Source organism: Flavobacterium sp. RHBU_3 (genome assembly GCF_046613565.1).
Lineage (GTDB): Bacteria > Bacteroidota > Bacteroidia > Flavobacteriales > Flavobacteriaceae > Flavobacterium.
Genome location: NZ_JBKJHC010000017.1, coordinates 48,847 through 68,766, shown reverse-complemented (window position 1 = coordinate 68,766; position 19,920 = coordinate 48,847). Strand labels below are relative to the sequence as shown.

General features: G+C 41.0%; 9 protein-coding genes. 5 read left to right on the top strand and 4 right to left on the bottom strand.

Annotated elements, in window-relative coordinates; translation table 11 throughout:
* From ACLI1A_RS18500 to ACLI1A_RS18490, 3 genes are all read right to left on the bottom strand, one after another.
* Window positions 1-5,203 (bottom strand): beta strand repeat-containing protein (locus tag ACLI1A_RS18500; protein ID WP_411410181.1); only part of this gene is annotated, 5,203 nt, incomplete at its 3' end.
* A gap of 257 nt (window positions 5,204-5,460) precedes the next feature.
* The gene (locus ACLI1A_RS18495; RefSeq protein ID WP_411410180.1) at window positions 5,461-10,551 is read right to left on the bottom strand and encodes a T9SS type B sorting domain-containing protein; all 5,091 of its coding nucleotides are present in this window, start codon (window positions 10,549-10,551) and stop codon (window positions 5,461-5,463) included.
* 164 nt (window positions 10,552-10,715) lie between these two features.
* The gene (locus ACLI1A_RS18490; RefSeq protein WP_411410179.1) at window positions 10,716-14,243 is read right to left on the bottom strand and encodes a gliding motility-associated C-terminal domain-containing protein; all 3,528 of its coding nucleotides are present in this window, start codon (window positions 14,241-14,243) and stop codon (window positions 10,716-10,718) included.
* A 219-nt stretch (window positions 14,244-14,462) separates the two neighbouring features.
* Here ACLI1A_RS18490 and ACLI1A_RS18485 point away from each other — a divergent pair, with 219 nt between their 5' ends.
* Window positions 14,463-16,496: a M3 family metallopeptidase gene (locus ACLI1A_RS18485; protein ID WP_411410178.1), complete on the top strand. Its 2,034-nt coding sequence runs from the start codon at window positions 14,463-14,465 to the stop codon at window positions 16,494-16,496.
* 245 nt (window positions 16,497-16,741) lie between these two features.
* On the opposite strand, the gene ACLI1A_RS18480 is transcribed toward ACLI1A_RS18485, so the two are convergent.
* A complete protein-coding gene (locus ACLI1A_RS18480; protein ID WP_411410177.1) occupies window positions 16,742-17,110 on the bottom strand; it encodes a hypothetical protein in 369 nt (122 codons plus the stop codon).
* Between the two features lie 332 nt (window positions 17,111-17,442).
* On the opposite strand from ACLI1A_RS18480, the gene ACLI1A_RS18475 reads away from it, so the two are divergent.
* From ACLI1A_RS18475 to ACLI1A_RS18460, 4 genes are all read left to right on the top strand, one after another.
* Window positions 17,443-17,754, top strand: a complete 312-nt coding sequence (locus ACLI1A_RS18475; protein ID WP_411410176.1) for a hypothetical protein — start codon at window positions 17,443-17,445, stop codon at window positions 17,752-17,754.
* Window positions 17,755-18,061: 307 nt separating this feature from the next.
* Window positions 18,062-18,700 (top strand): ATP-binding cassette domain-containing protein, encoded by a 639-nt coding sequence (locus tag ACLI1A_RS18470; protein WP_411410175.1) that lies wholly within the window; start codon window positions 18,062-18,064, stop codon window positions 18,698-18,700.
* Between the two features lie 8 nt (window positions 18,701-18,708).
* Window positions 18,709-19,548, top strand: coding sequence for an endonuclease/exonuclease/phosphatase family protein (locus ACLI1A_RS18465; protein ID WP_411410174.1), 840 nt, complete (start codon window positions 18,709-18,711; stop codon window positions 19,546-19,548).
* A 3-nt stretch (window positions 19,549-19,551) separates the two neighbouring features.
* A complete protein-coding gene (locus tag ACLI1A_RS18460) occupies window positions 19,552-19,902 on the top strand; it encodes a hypothetical protein (protein WP_411410173.1) in 351 nt (116 codons plus the stop codon).
* Window positions 19,903-19,920 lie beyond the last annotated feature (18 nt).

Below are 19,920 nucleotides of genomic sequence, written 5' to 3'. Positions count from 1 at the left end.
GTGTAGCGCCTGCACCAAGGGTTAGGTTGTGTGCATAAGCAACGCCCGAAGCAATAACAGGGTTGTTAGCTGTAGCAGGTATGGTAATATCGCTTGCCGCTGTTGGCACTACGCCACCACACCAGTTGCCGGAATCATTCCAAATGCTGCCTACAGCACCCGTCCATTCAAAACATCCTGAAGATACAGATATTATGCGTGTCTCTATTACACCATTGTAAATGTCATTACCTGAATTTGACGCAGCAATAACAGCTGTACCCTCGCCTATTATAGTTATTATACCATCAGTATCTATTGTTACTACCGACTCATCTGAGCTGGACCAATTTACAAGAAGCCCAGCTGTATTGTTTACCTCAAATAAGAACGGCGCATCACCAACCATTTTAACCGGTATGGGGTCTGGATGAAAAGTAAGTATCTGGTTTAGTTTGTTAACGGTGTATACAAGTGTTTTTGTATCTGTACCGTAAACACTTGATGCGGAAAGTGTAATATTGTAAATACCCGCAGGAGTAGTACCATCAAAAGATATTATACCGGAACTATTGATGCTAGCCCCTGTAGGTAGTGAAGTGGCCGAGAAATCTATTTGCGGTGTACCGCTTGCTGTTATCTGATAAGTATCAACATCACCTATAAACGAACTATCAGTAAGTACGCTTGTTATAACAGGCAGCACCGGTGCAACTGATACAAAACCTTTAATAGCTAGACCATAACTGCCTGATGAAGCAGAATAATACCCCCAGCCCCCTGTAGATGTATTTCCACTGGCATAATACCTGAATGTAATAGTAGTTCCTGCCGGTATGTTTTGTAGCGCTGTAATACTACTAACATCTACCGAAAGCGTGGCAAATTCTCCTGCAGTAGTAACTACAGGGTTTCCTATAAAAGTAAAATCTGTACCATTTGTGCTGTATGCATAATGATGTGTAACTAAATTACCAAAAGAAGATGTTCCCCTGAATGAAGCATCTATTGATGTTAATGATGCCACATAGTTAGGATCGGCTGATATTTCAAACTGAAAATAATCAGTATTGTTAAGTGCTATACCATTATTTTGAAACCCTATGGTTCTAAACGAGTTAGCCCCTGCTGATGCAGCCGCACCCGAACCACGTGAGAGTATTAGGGAAGAATCAAGGTTACTGTTTTGTACTTCAGCAGTTGAAGTAGCAAGCTGTGCTTCGCCGGTAAAATCCCACGCAAGTATATTGGTTGCTGTTGTGGTAGCCATTACACTTAGCAAGCCATTAGTAAGTGATGTAAAGTTGTAATTAACTGACGAACCTCCCTGCAATGTAATAGGATATACACCTATTGGAGAATCAGTTACAGCTGTAGTTGTAGTAATAGGCGCAATAAAATTGTATGCCGTATCAGCCGTTTCACCGTTTACCAATCCGTTATAAGTTATGGTAAGAGCGGGGTTAACTGTACCCTGAACCTTAGACAGGCTATTTGCAGTTGCGGTAATGTCTTTTTTGTTTATTGTACCGGTTAACAGTGGTTCAGGCTGTATGAGCGTATAATTATTAGCTCCGGTTCCGGTAAGTACTATAGTTACCGGTTTTTCTGTGCCTGCATTTGGAGTGTCAAACGTACCACCCACAGCATTTACAGTATCACCTTCAAGTAATCCACTAAGTACGGCACCGCTCACCTGGGCTACATCAGTACCATCGTATGTTTTTGTTGCTACAGCAGCACCGGTTACATCTACAGTAAGCGTAGCCGGGGTAATATCTGCCGGATATGTTTGTGCTGTAATAACATAATTGGCAGCATCGGCTCCGGCAAGCATAAATGTAGCCGATACAGGTTTACCGTTAGCCACAGTTACACTATTAAATGTTCCTGCTACAGAATTTTCAACAAGAGTTACATCATCCGGGCTTATTACTCCCGTATTAATATAGGCATTTTGTACTGTAGTTGCTGTAGTACCATCGTACACTTTTGAAACTGCCTCTGCCGCAATTGTAACAGCTTTTGGCATTATATCAGCCGAGAGCCCGGTAGGCTGCGTAACTACATAGTTAGCAGCATCAGCACCATTTAAACTGATTGCAGCGGTAACAATGATACCATTTGCCACATCAGTAGATGTGAATGCACCAACACCACTATAAGTAACTGTATCACCTGTAATTATACCTGAAAGGGTACCGATTATTGAGGCAGCAACTGTACCGTCGTATACTTTATCCTGGGCATCAGCACTGTTTAATACAAGAGTAGCAGGGGTTATATTTCCTGTAATTGTAGCTGTGGGTTGTACAAGGTTATAATTGCCCGAAGCTGTACCCGAAAGTACAAATCCTGATACGGCTATACCATTGCCTACTGTTTCCTGGAAAAATTCAGCTGACAGTACCTCTACATCCGCTTCATCGCCGCTAATCACATCGTTCAGTACTATTCCGCTTACCGTAGCATTAGTTGTATTGTTATATACTTTATCTATAACCAAAGCTGAAGTAACATCGGCAGTGATATCTTTTTTTGTAATGGATGCCACAAGTCCTGTAGGTTGTACAAGGGTATAATTGGCAGCATCAGCACCACTCAAAACCAGGCCGGATGTAACAGGCTTTGCTGTACCTGCATTGTAAGTGTTAAATACACCACCACCAGTTACAATAACATCGTTACCATTGACAATGCCGTTAACTGAAGTAACTACAATTTCAGCATCAGTTGTGCGATCATAGACTTTATCAAAAACCGAAGCTTCAACAGTTATACTCGCCTGAGTAATATCTGCTGTAAGCCCTGCCGGCTGTTGTATAGTGTAATTACCAGAATCATCACCTGTTAAAACTAAGTTCGCATCAATAGCAATGTTTTGTGCAACATTCGTATTTTCAAAAGTGCCGTTACCAACAAAAGATACCACATCTGGAGCTATAATACCGCTTAAAGTACCCGTGATTACTGCTACATCAGTTCCATCATAAATTTTATCCTGAGCTGAAGCACCATTTAGTGTAAGCTGCAACGGAGTTATGTTCCCAGTAATATCGCCCGGCTGTTGTAGTGTATAGTTTTCAACATCAGTTCCGGTAATTGTAAACAGTGTAGTTACAACTTTATTTTCGCCGACATTTCTATTTTCAAATATACCGGTACCACTTGTTACAACATTATCAGCGTCCACTATCCCTGTTAGAGTTCCTGTTACCTGGGCTACAGTAGTACCATCATAAGTTTTGGTAATAATAGCAGCATCTGTTATGGTAAGTGTTTTAGGGTTTATCACAAGTTGTTGTGGTACAGCCTCAGCAGGATTGTACTGTGTATTTCCCGATTGACTTGCTGTTATTGCTACCGTTCCTGCGCTCATGATAGTTACGCTATTGCCTGAAACCAAAGCAATATTTTCATCAGAACTTGTAAAAGTAATATCAAGGCCTGATGTAGAAGATGCATTAAGTGCAAAAGCAGTATCTCCGTATGTTACTGCATTCAGTGGGTCAAATGTTATGGTTTGGAACAGTAGTCCTGTATCGTTTATATTACCGGTAAGTCCTTGTGGCTGAAGTAGTATATAGTTAGTAGCATCAGTACCTTCAATCACATAGCCGGATATTGTTACAGGTATATTATTTCCTGAATTTGCACTGCTAAAGGACGCTACTGCTGCAGATCCGTTAACCGTTACTACGTCTCCGTCTACAATACCGGAAAGATTAGGCGTACCTCCTATCGTTGCCACAGTATTTCCGTCATAGTTTTTATCATTAATAAATATTCCGGCAATGGTAAGCTGTTTTGGGAATATCTCTGCCGTTAACCCTGATGGTTGCTGGGGGTATACTAACGTATAATTAGTATTATCTAACGTATACCCCCCAGCAATACGTAGTTGTTGTATACCTGCATCAGCAGAAACAAACTCTGCAACCGGAACACCGGTCATAGATACGGAATCGCCATTAACTATACCAGACAGTACAGGAGATGTTACAACTGTAGCATCGGTAGTTCCGTCATAAACTTTATTATCAGCACTACCGTTTATAAGGGCTAATGGTTTTGCAGTACGTGTATATGCCAGTGTTTGTGCAGCACCTGCTCCACCTCCCGCATTTGAAGCGCTTATGGCTATATTATATATTCCCGCAGCTAAACTTTCATTAATACTAATGAGTCCTGTGGTTGTAGTTATAGACATACCTGTTGGAAGTTCACCACCATTATAGGTAGCAATAAAGCTATTAGGAGTATTAGAAGCAGTAATCTGGTAGCTATCTGTACTACCGTATACTGATGCATCTGTCAGGCCGCTTGTTATGGCTGGCGGTGTTACAGCAACTCCTGTACCACTAACATTAAGCGTACGATTAGCTACACCGCTTCCATTAGTTTCTTTACTAACAACTATTTGTCCGGAAAGCGATCCGGCTGTCGTAGGCGCAAATTTTACATAAATAGTTTTTGTTGCAGTATTATTAGCAAACGAAATACTACTTGTATAGGTTCCATTCGATGTTTCGCAAACCAACCAGTTTGTAGGAGCCTGTATAAGGATATTGCTACCCGATATAGCACTGGCTTGCAATACAAACGATGAAGCAGCACTGGTGCTGGCCACATTTGTATTAGGGAAACTTAAAGACGTAATAGCCGTATTAGACGAATTAGTAACCGTTCCTATACCGGTAACAGTTACAACGGCTGTTATAGATTTTGTACCTGAATATCCGCTGCCTGAACCACTGGGAATAACCGAAACTGTAGCCGACTGTCCTGAAGGTACTGTTTGTACAGAAGCCGCGTAGGTAAATGTACCTACACTATAAGCGGTTCCGCAGGTACCTGAACTTGTTATAGAAGTAGTACTATTTGATTGGTTTGTACTGGTATTTGTGTTTATAAAGTTTAAATAAGCAGATGCCCACCCGGCTGAACTCCTATATCGATTACCCGTAACACTAGTTACATAAAAGCTGAAACCGCTTTGGGAAGTCATAGTCATAGAACTGCTAGAGTTGTTAGGGCTACTGGTACTACAAGTTGTAAGTATGTTTGTAACCGAAGTAGTAACTCCGGTAGCATCGCTGGCTGTAACAAATCCGCTATGCCCACGGGCAATGGTGTATTGTACCTGCCCAATTGAGACAGTAGCCGTCAAAAACAGCGCAAGCATTATTATGCTCCGCAACTTTTGGTTAAGAGTTTTTTTCATTGAAAGGTTTTAAAAAAATTAAGTTCTGATTTCTGGTATTGAGTAACATGCAAATATTATAATCGTGTATTACCTGTATGTAGAAAACAAGTAAATACTTAATTACCATTATGTTAACATGTAAAGAAAATAAAAAACCCTCCGTGCAAAGCGGAGGGTAAAATCAGGAATAACTTAACATCTATTCAGATATTAACTATATAAAAAAATGCAAAATCTAAAGAAGTCCTTTAATTGCAGGCGTTTTCAGGTTAATACTATCTTAACAAAGAAAAGTGTGCCCTAAACTCTTTAATACTACCATTAGAAGATCTATAATTAACTACAAACCAGTAGTCTGTAGCCGGAAGTGGATACCCGTTTAGTGTACCATCCCATCCGTGGCTTGAAGGTAATATAGATGTTATAAGTTTACCATAGCGGTCAAAAATATGGATGTATGAATTTGTTTGGGTGGATAATCCCGGTATATTCCATGTATCATGTTTTCCATCGTTATTTGGAGAGAAAAATCTCGGATAGTCCAGTGCAAAAACAGTAATATCTATACTACCGCAACCATTCACATCATTAACTGTTATAATATGTTCACCTTGGCTTACACCCGTAAATACTGGTGAATCCTGGAATGAACCTCCGTCAATACTGAAAACATAATCACCCGAACCTCCTGCTACTGTTACATAAACAGCCTGGTTTTTCTGGAAGTCCTCTCCTACCTGGGCAGTAGCCAAAGCAATAGAAGAAATACCCACAGTAGCCTGAGATATAGCCGAACAACCGGTAACTATATTTGTTACAGTTACAGTATATACTCCCGGCTCTAAAACGTTAATACTTGCAGTAGTTAATGATAAAGCAGTACCGTCTTTATCCCACACAAAACTATAATCGGTATTGTTAAGCTCTGTGTCAAGGGTTTTAGGATCAGTTATAAGATGATTTACATTATTCTCACACAAATAAACATCCTGTAAATGTGGATTTGGTAACGTATATACTGTTATTGTTTTTTGGGTAAAGTCTGTACAAATGGTACCCACAGTATAGTAAACAATTACTGTACCTGCGTGTATAGGTGTAACAAGCCCTGTAGCATCTATAGTAGCAATTGAAGTATTTGAAACACTCCATACGCCACCTGTTACCGTATTAGTCAGCTGTAACGTATCGTCTATACAAACACCGTTATTTCCGGTAATAGTACCCGGCGCAGGCGCCGGTGCCGGTGCAGCATTAATAATAACAGAGGCAGATATTGCGGTACAGCCTGCATCATTTTTTACAGTAACAGTATATGTTCCCGTAGCAAGACCCGAAAATACAGGTGATGGCTGATACGTTATTCCGTCGGTACTATAGCTATACCCTACTCCTACAGGGCTGTTTACAACTATTTTTCCGGTAGTAACATTACAGTTAGGTTGAGTAACCGTCAACTGAGGTACAGCAGGTGTTGCGGGCGCATTCTTTATAAAGAAAGTTGTAGAAACTGAAACACATCCGTCTGCATTTCTAACTTTAATGTTATGGTATCCGGGAGACAGTACACTAAAATTAACCGAAGTTTGATACGCACCATTGTCTACGCTGTATTCGTAACCTGTACCTATTGGTGAAGTAACTGTCATACTACCCGTAGCTGTTGTACAGTCAGGTTGTGTAATAGTTACTACAGGCGCTGTAGGACTGGCTGGCGCTGTATTTATGGTTACCAGTGCCGAAACTGAAGTACAGCCCGCGGCATTCTTTACCGTTACCGTATAGGAATTAGCTGATAGTAAGCTAAATGTTGTTGAATTCTGATATGCACCGCCGTTAAGGCTGTATTGATACCCTGCCCCTACTGGCGAAGTAACAGTGATGCTTCCTGTAGCTACACTACAGGTAGGCTGCGTAACAGCAAGCACAGGTGTGGCCGGTGGTGTAGGTATATTGTTTATAACAATTCCGGCAGTAGATGTACAGTTAGAGGTATTCTTCACTGTAACAGTGTGACTACCTGGTGTAACTGATGTAAATGTTACCGAACTTTGATAGGTACCGCCATCAAGGCTGTATTGATAAGATGAACCCACCGGAGATACAACTGTTATGGTACCTGTTGTAGTAACACAATCAGGTTGCGTAGCACTAAGCTGTGGTGTGGCAGGAGCAACAGGGCCGGCATTTATTGTTACAGCAGAAGAAGCAGTAGTACAACCGGCAGTATTTTTTACAGTTACGGTATAGCTGTTAGGTGTTAACGAGCTGAATACCGGCGATGCCTGATACGCTCCCCCATTCAGGCTGTATTGATATCCTGTACCTGTAGGCGACGTTACGGTGATACTTGCAGGATTACTACAATCTGGCTGAACAACACTAAGTTGAGGCGTTGAAGGAGGTGTAGGTATTGCATTTATGGTTGCTGTACCACTCGATGTACAGTTTGAAGCATTCTTTACAGTAATTGTATGGTTTCCTGATGATACCGGGCTGAATGTAACAGAAGTTTGAAAAGCCCCCCCGTCTATACTATATTGATAACCTGCTCCCGTTGGTGATACAACTGTAACGCTACCTGAAGTAGTAACACAATCGGGGTGAACAATACTAAATTGTGGCGCTGCCGGAACAGCAGGCGCAGCGTTTATTGTTACACTCGATGAAACCGCAGTACATCCTGTTGCATTCTGGATGGTAACAGTATAACTATTAGCGGATAAGTTATTAAATGTAGTCGAAGTTTGGTAAGTACCCCCGTTAAGACTGTATTGATAACCCGCTCCCGTTGGCGAAGTAACCGTTATACTACCCGCTGTAGTACAATCAGGCTGAGTAGCCGAAAGTTGCGGTACGGCAGGTATTGTTGGTGCTGCGTTAATTGTTATGCTCGATGAAATTGCTGTACAACCGGCTGCGTTCTGTACAGTAACGGAGTAGTTATTGGCAGACAGGCCACTAAAGATAGTTGACGTTTGGTAAGCACCTCCGTTAAGGCTGTATTGATAACCCGCTCCTGTTGGCGATGTTACCGTTATACTTCCTGTTGTAGTAGTACAATCCGGCTGTGCAGCAGTAAGTTGTGGTGTTGCAGGAGCTGTAGGTACAGTATTGATGGTTGCAGTAGTACTTGCGGTACAGTTGCTACTGTTTTTTACTGTAATTGTATAGTTGTTTGGTACAAGCCCTGTAAATGTTGTAGAAGACTGATACGCGCCACTATTCAGGCTGTATTCGTACCCCGCTCCTACCGGGCTTACCACCGTAATACTACCAATAGGAGTGGTACAATCAGGCTGAACTATTGTTACAACAGGTGTAGCAGGTACTGTTGGTGCTGCATCAATAACAATATCCGGCCCGGTAGTTGTACAGCCATCGGTATTTTTAACGGTAATATTGTGCGTACCTGAGGCAACACTATTAAACACAACCGATGACTGATAAGCACCTCCATCAAGGCTGTAAGTATATGCCCCTGTAGGCGATGTAACAGTTATGTTTCCTGTAGTATCACCACAAACCGGTTGGGTTATAGTAGCGTCCGGTACAGCCGGAGTATTGGCATAAGGCTGAACTGTAAAATTAAATGGAGCCGATGTACATCCGGAAGCATTTTTTGCAATGATATTATGGCTGCCTGTGGCAAGATCTGTAAATGTAGTAGTAGCTACGTAAGCACCACCGTCTATGCTATAAGTAACCCCGGCACCGGTAGGGCTGGTTACAGTAAACTGTCCTCCTGTACTGCATCCGGCATCTGTAACTGTACCTGTAGGCGCTGCCAGTGTACCTCCTACGGTAAGCATGGCTGCATTACTGTAAATAGTACAACTATCTGAAGTAATGAAACAATAATATTGTGAATAATTAAGAGCCGCTGTAGCGTTTGTAATGGTAAGTTGTGCCGTAGCAACACCGCTATATGTAGTATTGTTAGTTACATCTACCCACATACCTGAGGCATTAAGCATACGCCATTGATAAGCGTAACCTGTTCCTGTTACTGCTATGGTAAATACGGCATTGGCTCCTTCACATACGGTTACACTTTGGGGTTGGGTAATGTCTGGTATAGCACCCGATGAAGGATTAGCTGTATGGGTTCCAAGGTCGCTACAAAATTCTGTATCGTATACATTCCAATCGTTTACATTAAAAACAGGTTGGGGAGCTACTGCATCGGGTTTGCGTATAATAGTATATCCTATACCTGTTGTAGCCCCGTTACCCAAAGGCACCTGGAGGTTATCTATAAGCGTACCGCTTTTCCAAAGCTTAAATTCATCATTAGCGTTTATGCCCGAGCCCATAGTAGCGTCGGCTGTAATACTACACGGAGCCGGACCACTACTAACAAGATACGTTGAATTACCAGCTATAGAACCCGGTAATGTAAGGACATAGCCAGTCGTTGGTGTTGCATCACCTATATTACCATAACGTTCTAAAACATATTGATCGTTAAAGGTTACTGCTATTGGCGATGGATTATATAATTCTATAGCTCCCGGACTACCCGAAAAAGCATCATAAACCTCTGATATATATATTTCCTGGCTTCCACAAATCGACTGATAAGGGCTAAAAGTACTCACCACATTCGTTGGGCAACCATTAGCTGTAATTATTATTTCATCTCCTGCAACTACAGTATCCGGTACAAATACAATAAGCGAAGTATCACTTACCACAGTAAACGTAGCAGCTACGCCTTCGTAAGTAACTGAAGTTGTATTGCCAAAACCTGTACCCGTGAATGTAATTCCGGTATTAATTGCCCCTGTAGCAGGTGTAAAATTAGTAACTACAGCCCCATTACAGTTTGAAACCACACTGCCATATAACGTAAAATCATCAAGGCGTATGTTACCTCCGGTTGCATTAGACGCAGTTAAAACAACGGTTACAGTGCCGGTAAGCCCTGTTATAGCTGTACTTACAGGGGTACTTCCTAATGCAGCGCCCGCAGTTGTAACAGAGCCGCTACCTACTGTGGTGCCGTTAATAGTCATGGACCAGTTCTGCGGGCCCGAATTACTTCGCCTGCTCCAAAAGTCGAATGCAGTAATAGTAGCTGCATAACCGGTAGCAACATTAAAAGTAAGTGTCAGGGTAGTGCTTCCTGCAGGTGTATTAACCATTATTGCCTGACCTGTGGCGCCCGTATTGCTTGTCCAGCTTCCTATGCTATTTGTCCAGGAAGAAGTATTCAGGTTTGTGTTCAGTATTGACGGAGCTACCGTATACGGATATGCAGTTATGGTTGTGGAACCAAAATCATGCTTATAAATCTGCGCCTGAGATAGTGTGCAGATAAAGAAAAACAGTAAAAAAAGAGTAACGTTGTTTCTAATATTCATGTTCCAATTACAATCGGAGTTAGCAGACCGAAGTTATAAGTTATTGCAATATAGCACATTTACAAATCATTAAATAATAATTTCGTATTTGTGAATATTTTGTTAAACAAAAAAACCGGAGCCATACCCTACGTATTGCTCCGGCTTTTTGCTAATATATTTTTTTATCTTACCTCTCTGTTTATGTAAACCCATCCGGTACGTGTACCGGAAGCAGTTTCCACAACATAGAAATATGTTCCTGTAGGAAGTTCATTACCATTATCGGTTTGCCCGTTCCATTGGTTAGTATAATTATTCTTATGATATACCTCAAGACCGTAACGGTTTACGATAGTAAGTTTTTTTACATCTAAACCGGTAAGATCGAAGTTATCGTTCATTTGGTCGTTATTTGGTGAAATACCTCTTGGTATATCGCAGAACACACCATCTACTGTAAACACATAGCTGTCAGTACAACCACCCACAGTAGTTACAGTAAGCTCGAACTGAAGCGGGAATGCATCGGTATCAAGATTATTGTTTGCAACATATTGTGTTACATTAAATGTAGCATCTTCTCCTAACACAGCCGTTTCACCAAGAAGTGTCCACTCATACGTTACATCTGAAGGATCAAAAGAAGCATTTGCCGCAGTACCTTCAAGAAGATATTCTTTTCCGTTTATAGTGGTAGTACAGCCTTGTGTGCCTGCAAGTTCAGGTTGGCCGCCTTGTGCAGCGTTTATTGTATATACTCCCGAAACTGATGTACAACCATCAGCATTCTGTACAGTTACTGTATAGTTTCCTACCGCAAGGCCGGTAAAACTTGTATTGCTTTGAAATGCACCTCCGTTAATGCTGTAAAGGTAACCTGAACCTGTAGGAGCAGTAACTGTTAGAGTACCTGCTGTATTACTACAATCAGGTTGGATAAGTGTAACTGTAGCAATTGCCGGTGCTACGGGCTGGGTATTAATAACAATTTGCGAAGACTGCGAAGTACATCCTGCTGCATCTTGTACTGTAATTACATATGAATCAGCAGAAAGATTCGCAAAAACAACACCCGCTTGGAACGGACTCCCGTTTATACTGTACAAATATCCTGTACCTACAGGGGCAGTAATTGTTATACTTCCTGTAGCGGTAGTACAATCAGGTTGTACTACAGTAGCAGTAGCTGTAGCAGGGCCCACCGGCGCCGGGTTGATTACAAATGCTGTAGATGCAGAAGTACAACCCGCTGTATTTTGTACTGTAATTACATAACTATCCGCGCTAAGATTTGCAAAAACAGGACTTGTTTGGAAAGCACCGCCGTTTAAGCTGTATTGATAATCTGCACCAAGTGGAGCTGTTACGGTAAGCGTACCTGTAACGGTAGTACAATCAGGCTGAATAAGTGTAGCTGTAGCTATCGCAGGGGCGCCAGTTGCAGGATTAATTACAAAAGCCGATGAAACCGAAGTACAACCGGCTGTATTTTGAACAGTAACAACATAACTGTCTGCAATTAAGTTTGTAAATACCGGACTGGCCTGGTAAGCACCACCGTTTATACTGTATTGGTATTCCGCACCAAGTGGAGCTGTTACCGTAAGCGTACCTGTAGCAGTAGTACAATCCGGCTGGGTAAGTGTAGCTGTAGCAACAGCAGGGATAGCCGGAGCAGCTGAAATAACAAATGCAGCAGATGTAGAAATACATCCAGCTGTATTTTGTACTGTTACAACATAGCTGTCGGCAGTAAGGTTAGCAAACACAGGGCTGTTTTGATAAGCACCTCCGTTAATGCTGTATTGATATTCTGAACCAAGTGGAGCTGTTATTGTAAGCATACCTGTAGCAGTAGTACAGTCAGGCTGGGTAAGCGTAGCTGTAGCCATAGCAGGTGTAGCCGGTGCCGGTGAAATAACAAATGCTGAAGAAACAGAACTACAACCTAACGTATTCTGAACAGTAACTACATAACTGTCGGCAGTAAGGTTAGCAAACACAGGGCTGCTTTGATAAGCACCACCATTTATACTGTATTGATATTCCGCACCAAGCGGCGAAGTTACAGTAAGTGTGCCGGTAGCAGTAGTACAGGTTGGTTGTACAAGTGTAGCAGTAGCTACAGCAGGTGCACCAGGGACCGGTAATATAACAAACGCGGTAGAAGTAGATGTACAACCGGCCGTATTCTGGACGGTTACAACGTAACTATTGGCAGTAAGGTTAGTAAATATTGGGCTGCTTTGATAAGCACCACCATTTATACTGTATTGATATTCTGCACCAAGCGGAGCAGTTATGGTAAGTGTACCGGTAGCAAGTGTACAGGTTGGCTGTATAAGCGTTGCTGTTGCAGCAGCCGGTGCAGTAGGCACCGGAGCAATGGTTACAGGAGATAGGACCAATATACACCCTTCAGCATTTTTAACTGAAACAGTGTGGTCTCCTACGGCTACACCTGTAAATGTAGCGGCGGTTTGATATGAACCTCCATCAAGGCTATATGTAAGCCCTGTACCTGAAACCGGGTTTACGGTTATAGTTCCCGTAGTTGTAGTACAGGTGGGGTTTGTTACTGTAAAAGTCGCACTTGGAAGCGGATTTACAGTCAACTGAACTGCATTGCTTATCAAAGTACAATCAGGCGTGGTTATTACACAATAATATTGTGTATTGTTTACCGCTGCCGAAACGTTAACCGTAAACGTAGCCGAAGTACCATTCGTAGCATTTACCCAGGCTCCCGACGTGTTAAGGGTTTTCCATTGATAGGTAGCAGCTATGTTAACACTTAGACCCACGGTAAATGTTACAGTACCGGCATTTTCACACACAGTAGCATCTACCGGCTGAAGCGATATTGTAGGTGGTACTGCTACCGGATCTGCGGTATGGCTGCCCAGGTCAGCACAGCTTTGAGTACTGTAAAAATTCCAGTCACTATCACTATATGATGTTGTTGGGGCTACAGCATTTGGCTTACGGATAACAGAATATCCTGTTTCTCCCGGTGCGTGGGCTATATCTATAACAACGCCGTTTCTTTTTAGTTTAAACTCGTCATCAGCATTAATACCTGCTCCAAGCTGGGCGCTGGTAACAACCGAACATCCTCCTGATGAGTTATCCCCGGTAAGTACAAGAAAAGTAGACTCCGGCCCTACCGAACCTGGCAAAACCAGGGTATAGGTTGGTGTAGCATCACCAACAGAGCCATAACGCTCTAATACATACTCATCATTAAAAGTAATGGTATTTGTAGGCGATGGGTTATACAGCTCTATTACACCATAACTACCCGGTACGTGGTCATAAAGCTCAGATATATACAATTCAGGCATAGCTGTGGTACAGCTCGATGCCATACCAACAAAACCTGTAGCCGTAGCCATACACCCATTGGTAATTACTGTTATACTTCCTGTAGTGCTTCCTGTAGGTACGGTAGCCACAATCTGGGTGTCCGAAACTACAGTGTAAACAGCCTCAAGGCCATTAAATTTAACCGAAGACGTACCTGTACCAAGGCTAAAGCCGACGCCGGTAAGCGTTACGGCAGTACCTTCAGGACCTGTAGCCGGATTAAAAGTATACACAAAAGTGTTTGTACAGGCAGGTTGAGAATAACCTTTTATACCCCATAACAAACAGAAAGCCAGCAGGCTTAGCCTACAAAAGGCTGTGAATAAGCGAGACTTTTTCGTCATATTTTTACGTGATAAAAATGCCCCGCAAGGTAATAAATATTAAATAATATAACTTTTCCCTCAAGTTTATTAAATAGTTAACGGTAAAATTTATTTACGCTAAGCGATTTTGAAGCCGAAAAACAAGCTGCAACCAAAAATTTCACTGTCTACAAATACGGAATAGTTTTTGTACCTTTGATAGTTAATAAAATGCATAGCCGTATCTGATAATTATATATGAACATACTTACACAAAAATTTACCACAAAGCACGATACTGCTCCCTTTAGCAGCATAAAAACAGAAGATTTTTTACCTGCTTTTAAAGAAGCTATTGAAGCTGCCCGCAAAGAGGTTGACACTATAGCCCATAACCCCGTAGCGCCAACTTTTGAAAACACTACCGTAGCCATGAGCTACAGCGGTGATACGTTGGACAGGATTTCGAGCATCTTTTTTAACCTGCACTCGGCGGAAACTAATGACGAGCTTCAACAAATAGCTCAGGAGGTTTCTCCCCTACTGTCTGAATTTGGTAATGACATACGCCTGAACGCTGATTTGTTTAAACGCGTTAAAGCTGTATACGAACAAAAAGACCGCTTAACTCTTACCCCTGAGCAAACTACCTTACTGGATAAGCAATACAAAGGCTTTAGCCGTAACGGGGCTAACCTTCCCGATGAGAAAAAGAACCAGCTTCGAGAAATTGACAAGGAGCTAAGTAAACTAAGTCTTGAATTTGGCGAGAATGTACTGAAGGAAACTAATGCCTTTATGCTGCATATTACCAATGAAGCCGATCTTTCCGGATTACCCGAAGGTGTTATAGAAGCTGCAAAAGAAACAGCAACAGCACATGAAAAAGATGGTTGGGTTTTCACGTTAGACTACCCGAGCTATGTACCGTTTCTTACCTATGCCGATAACCGTGAGCTACGTAAACAACTCGCATTAGCGTTTGGGGCAAAAGGTTTTCAGGATAACGAGCAGAACAATGAAAAAATAGTACTGCGTATAGCAAAACTACGCCATGAGCGCGCACAGCTTCTAGGGTACAATTCTCATGCGCATTTCGTATTAGAGGAGCGTATGGCCGAACATCCTGATAAGGTAAAAGTCTTCCTTAACGACCTTTTGGCCAAAGCTAAGCCGGCCGCGGAACGTGAGTTTGCGGAGCTTTCGGCGTTTGCCAAAGAGATGGATGGTATAGACCAACTTCAAAAATGGGATGGTGCCTACTATAGTGAGAAGCTAAAACAAAAGCTATTCAACCTTGATGATGAGAAGCTGAAGCCTTACTTTAAGCTGGAAAACGTACTGAACGGTGCGTTTACTATTGCAGGCAAGCTGTATGGACTTACTTTTGAAGAAGTTAAAGACATTGACGTTTACCATAAAGACGTTACCACTTATGAAGTTAAAGATGAAAACGGCGAATTAGTTGCTATTTTCTACGCGGATTTCTTCCCGAGGAAGGGCAAGCGTAACGGCGCCTGGATGACTTCATTTAAAAATCAGTATGTACTGGACGGAGTTAATGAGCGTCCACACGTAAGCATAGTATGCAACTTTACCAAGCCTACTGCCAGTAAACCAAGCCTGCTTACCTTTAATGAGGTTACTACCCTATTCCATGAGTTTGGCCACGCACTACACGGGCTACTTGCCAATACAGTGTACCCTAGCCTTAGCGGCACCAGTGTTTATTGGGATTTTGTAGAGCTTCCGAGCCAGGTTATGGAAAACTGGTGCTACGAGCCAGAGGCTCTCGCCCTGTTTGCACACCACTACGAGACCGGTGAAATCATCCCGATTGAGTACATTAACAAGATAAAAGAAAGTGCCAGTTTTCAGGAAGGTATGGCTACACTACGTCAGCTAAGCTTTGGGTTATTGGATATGGGTTGGCACAGTGAAGACCCAAGCAATATTGCCAGTGTTAAGGATTTCGAAACGCAACAGTTTTCTAATACATCGCTGTATCCTGATGTAAAAGAAAACGCTATGAGCACATCGTTCAGCCATATTTTTCAGGGAGGATATTCTTCGGGTTACTACAGCTACAAATGGGCTGAAGTACTCGATGCCGATGCTTTTGAACTCTTCCAGGAGAAAGGAATCTTTGATAAGGAAACCGCCACTAAATTCAAAGAATTTGTATTAAGCAAAGGCGGCACCGAGCATCCTATGGAACTGTACAAACGTTTCCGTGGTCAGGAACCAAAACCTGAAGCGTTATTAAGGAGGGCAGGATTATTAGTTTCTTAAGAATGTAAGGAATTATAAGTTACTATATAACAAAGAAAATCCCGGAGTGTAAGCTTCGGGGTTTGATTATTATAGTAAGGAAATTTTAGTAAATGAAAGTCCCAATTAATTCAACATACACATAATTTAGGGCTCATTAATTTGCTACCTATTATCCTGTTTACCAATTTAAATCACCTAATTTAAAGGCATACTTGGACTTGTAAAGTTAATAAGATTATCATGCTTATTACCGCAACATTAGTTTATTTAGTCGTTGGGTTAACATCAATGTGGGCATAACTTACCTGATTACCATACTCCAGGTAACAATGAATAGTATAATCATATTCTTTATGGGCAACCCATGTTAAAGTTACCGGAGTATTCCAGCTTGAGTTTGGTTTATATTGAATCTGATATTCTACTTCATCAGCATCAAATTCATAGGGACCATTAACTCCGGTTACTAACCCATAAGGAACACCAGAAATATTGTCGGTATAAACACCTCCATCTCCAAGATAGTCGAGTTGTACTGTGACATAATTTTTTTCATTTACTCCGATAATATCGTCAGTGGAGCAACTTAAACAAATAAATAAAATAACGATTGTAGTAAAAAAAGTTTTCATAGTAGTACATAATTTAGTTAAAAATATTTATGATTATGAATTACACTACACTTAAACACATTATAATTTAATATTCAAGCGTTTATCTATTATAAAGTTCTGTAATTAATTAATACAAAAACATACCTATTTATAGGTATGTTTAATGTACAATAATTAAAAAATTACTGATTATCAAAACCTTAACTCAACCAAAACTTACTGTAATACATAAAAAAACTACTGCTTTCTTTTTGGCTTAAACCTTAACTCCAAACTGAATTTGAAGAAAAAAATTAAGGCAAAACGTTCGTTTATTAGTAAATTTGACAGTAAACAAAATAGTCAAAATCATGAGTATCAGTTATCATTATGCTACTGTAGCCAAAGCCATAGACGAGCTTCGCGAAAAAGGGTTTGATGAAGATTTTAATCTTGAAGGTAATTATCTGAGTAGCCATGCCGGACGCTTTGGTGATAGCGAGTTTGACATAGAACACATTTATTTTTATGAAGGCGAAAGTAATCCCGATGACGAAGCTACTGTATATGGCATTACTTCGATTAAGGGGCACAAGGGGATACTAGTTACAGGTAGTGATGTATTTATAACCAATACCGAAAGCAGCATTATTAAAAAGCTGTTGGCACACCACAATAAATAACATAGTATTGAGAGCGTTCCTTAACTTTTATCTTACTGTAAACCTCTTTGCTATTATAGTATCGGTCATAGTTTCGGCTATGTCAGGATTAAAATATTTCCCGTTAGTGTTCTGTACATTTGGTACCGCTGTCGGATTGCTTTGCTACAACCTGTATTTTAAACACCAACTCTATTTCTATTATAATTTGGGTTATACCAAGAAAAAGCTGGCGTTGCATACTTTTATCATAAATACTACTATCGTTGCTTTATTGTTGCTGCTATTGGCTACGCTATTTTAAATGGAAAAACTGGTTATATCAGGTTTGAGAAAATCTTTTGGAAGTAAAGAAATTTTAAACAACATAAACCTTGAACTTAAATCAAAGGAAATTATAGGAATCCTGGGACGAAACGGGTGCGGAAAATCAACTTTACTAAAAATACTTTTTGGCACTGAAAAAGCAAACGAAGTCAACTTCATTTACAATAATGAGCCTATTAAGCAACAGGACATTATCCCTAAACAAATAATAAGCTATCTGCCCCAGCACCCTTTTCTGCCTTCTTTCCTGAAAGTGAAGGATATCATACCATTGTATCATGAGGACGGAGAAACACAAGACCGCATTTTCTATTCGTACAATATTCATCGTATAGCTAATACCCCGGCAGGAAAACTTTCGATGGGAGAATTACGATATTTTGAACTGCTTCTCATGGCCTATCTGCCCCACCCTTTTATGTTACTTGACGAACCTTTTAGCATGGTAGAACCATTGTATAAAGAAAAAATAAAAGAATTGCTTACACACCTAAGTAAAAGCAAAGGTATAGTGTTAACAGATCATTATTATTCGGATGTTTTAGAAATAAGCAGCCGTAACTTTTTACTTAAAAGTGGTAATTTTACGCCCATCCTAAACGAACAAGAATTAATACAAAACGGGTACCTACCCGGATAAACAAAACCATGAAAAAAATACTATTGGGGCTATGCCTTTCTATAGCATTCCTTAGTGCTAAAGCTCAAAATACAGCAAGAGTAATGACGTATAACCTGAGGCTGGATGTAGCCAGTGACGGCGAAAACCGCTGGGATAAGCGTAAAGAACTACTGGCAAACCAGGTACGTTTTTATGAGCCCGATTTTATGGGAGTACAGGAAGCCCTACCACAACAAATGCATTACCTGGACAGCACACTTGTCGCATACGATTTTATAGGTGTAGGACGCGACGATGGTAAAGAAAAAGGTGAATTTTCGGCTATATTTTATAATAAATCAAAATACAAAGTGATTCAGCAAAGCACATTCTGGTTATCGCAAACACCTGATAAACCGGGACTGGGCTGGGATGCCGCCTGTAACCGTGTGTGTACCTACGGGCTGTTTGAAAACCTTAAGACAAAACAAAAAATATGGGTATTCAATACGCACTTTGACCACGTGGGAAAAGTAGCCCGCATGGAAAGTTCTAAACTCATACTGGCAAAAATAAAAGAGTTGAACAAACAAAACCTACCGTTTGTCCTTACCGGCGATTTTAACCTTACTGAAGATAACGAAAGTATACAGCGTATAGTAACCGAACTTAACGACAGTAAAAAAGTAGCAAAGCTAGTATATGGCCCGGATGGTACCTGGAATGCATTTGATTTTAGCAAACCGGTAACAGAACGTATCGATTATATTTTTGTACCAAAGAAAGGCGTAACAGTAAATAAATATGCTACACTGAGCGACAACAAAAACGGCCGTTATTATAGCGATCACCTTGCAGTACTTACCGATCTGACCTTTGATAAATAATCTATGCAAGAAACATTAAACAGCCTGATTACCCAAAAGGGTTTTGAGCAATACAGTACAGCACTGGCAACCCGTTGTGAAACAGAAGGCATTGATTATTCCTATCAGTACAGTACTCCTGGCGATACCTTAACTGTTTGGATGAATTTTGGCAACATACCTGTTACAATTGAAATAACAACCGAGGGTTTAGCAACTTTCAATTACTTTAAAGGCGGACTTAAGAAAACGGAGAAGTTCAGGAATTTTACAGCAGAGGATACCCATATGCTTATAGACCATGCTTTCCTTTATTTGCGCGACCGCAATTTTGACCATCATAAAGAATGGCATAGTAACCTGGAAATGTTTTAAAAAATATAGTCCCGTTTA

Coding starts and splice junctions, on each gene's coding strand:
- ACLI1A_RS18485 (WP_411410178.1), top strand. CDS start 14,463: ATGAACATACTTACACAAAAATTTACCACAAAGCACGATACTGCTCCC.
- ACLI1A_RS18465 (WP_411410174.1), top strand. CDS start 18,709: ATGAAAAAAATACTATTGGGGCTATGCCTTTCTATAGCATTCCTTAGT.
- ACLI1A_RS18460 (WP_411410173.1), top strand. CDS start 19,552: ATGCAAGAAACATTAAACAGCCTGATTACCCAAAAGGGTTTTGAGCAA.
- ACLI1A_RS18480 (WP_411410177.1), bottom strand. CDS start 17,110: ATGAAAACTTTTTTTACTACAATCGTTATTTTATTTATTTGTTTAAGT.
- ACLI1A_RS18490 (WP_411410179.1), bottom strand. CDS start 14,243: ATGACGAAAAAGTCTCGCTTATTCACAGCCTTTTGTAGGCTAAGCCTG.
- ACLI1A_RS18475 (WP_411410176.1), top strand. CDS start 17,443: ATGAGTATCAGTTATCATTATGCTACTGTAGCCAAAGCCATAGACGAG.
- ACLI1A_RS18495 (WP_411410180.1), bottom strand. CDS start 10,551: ATGAATATTAGAAACAACGTTACTCTTTTTTTACTGTTTTTCTTTATC.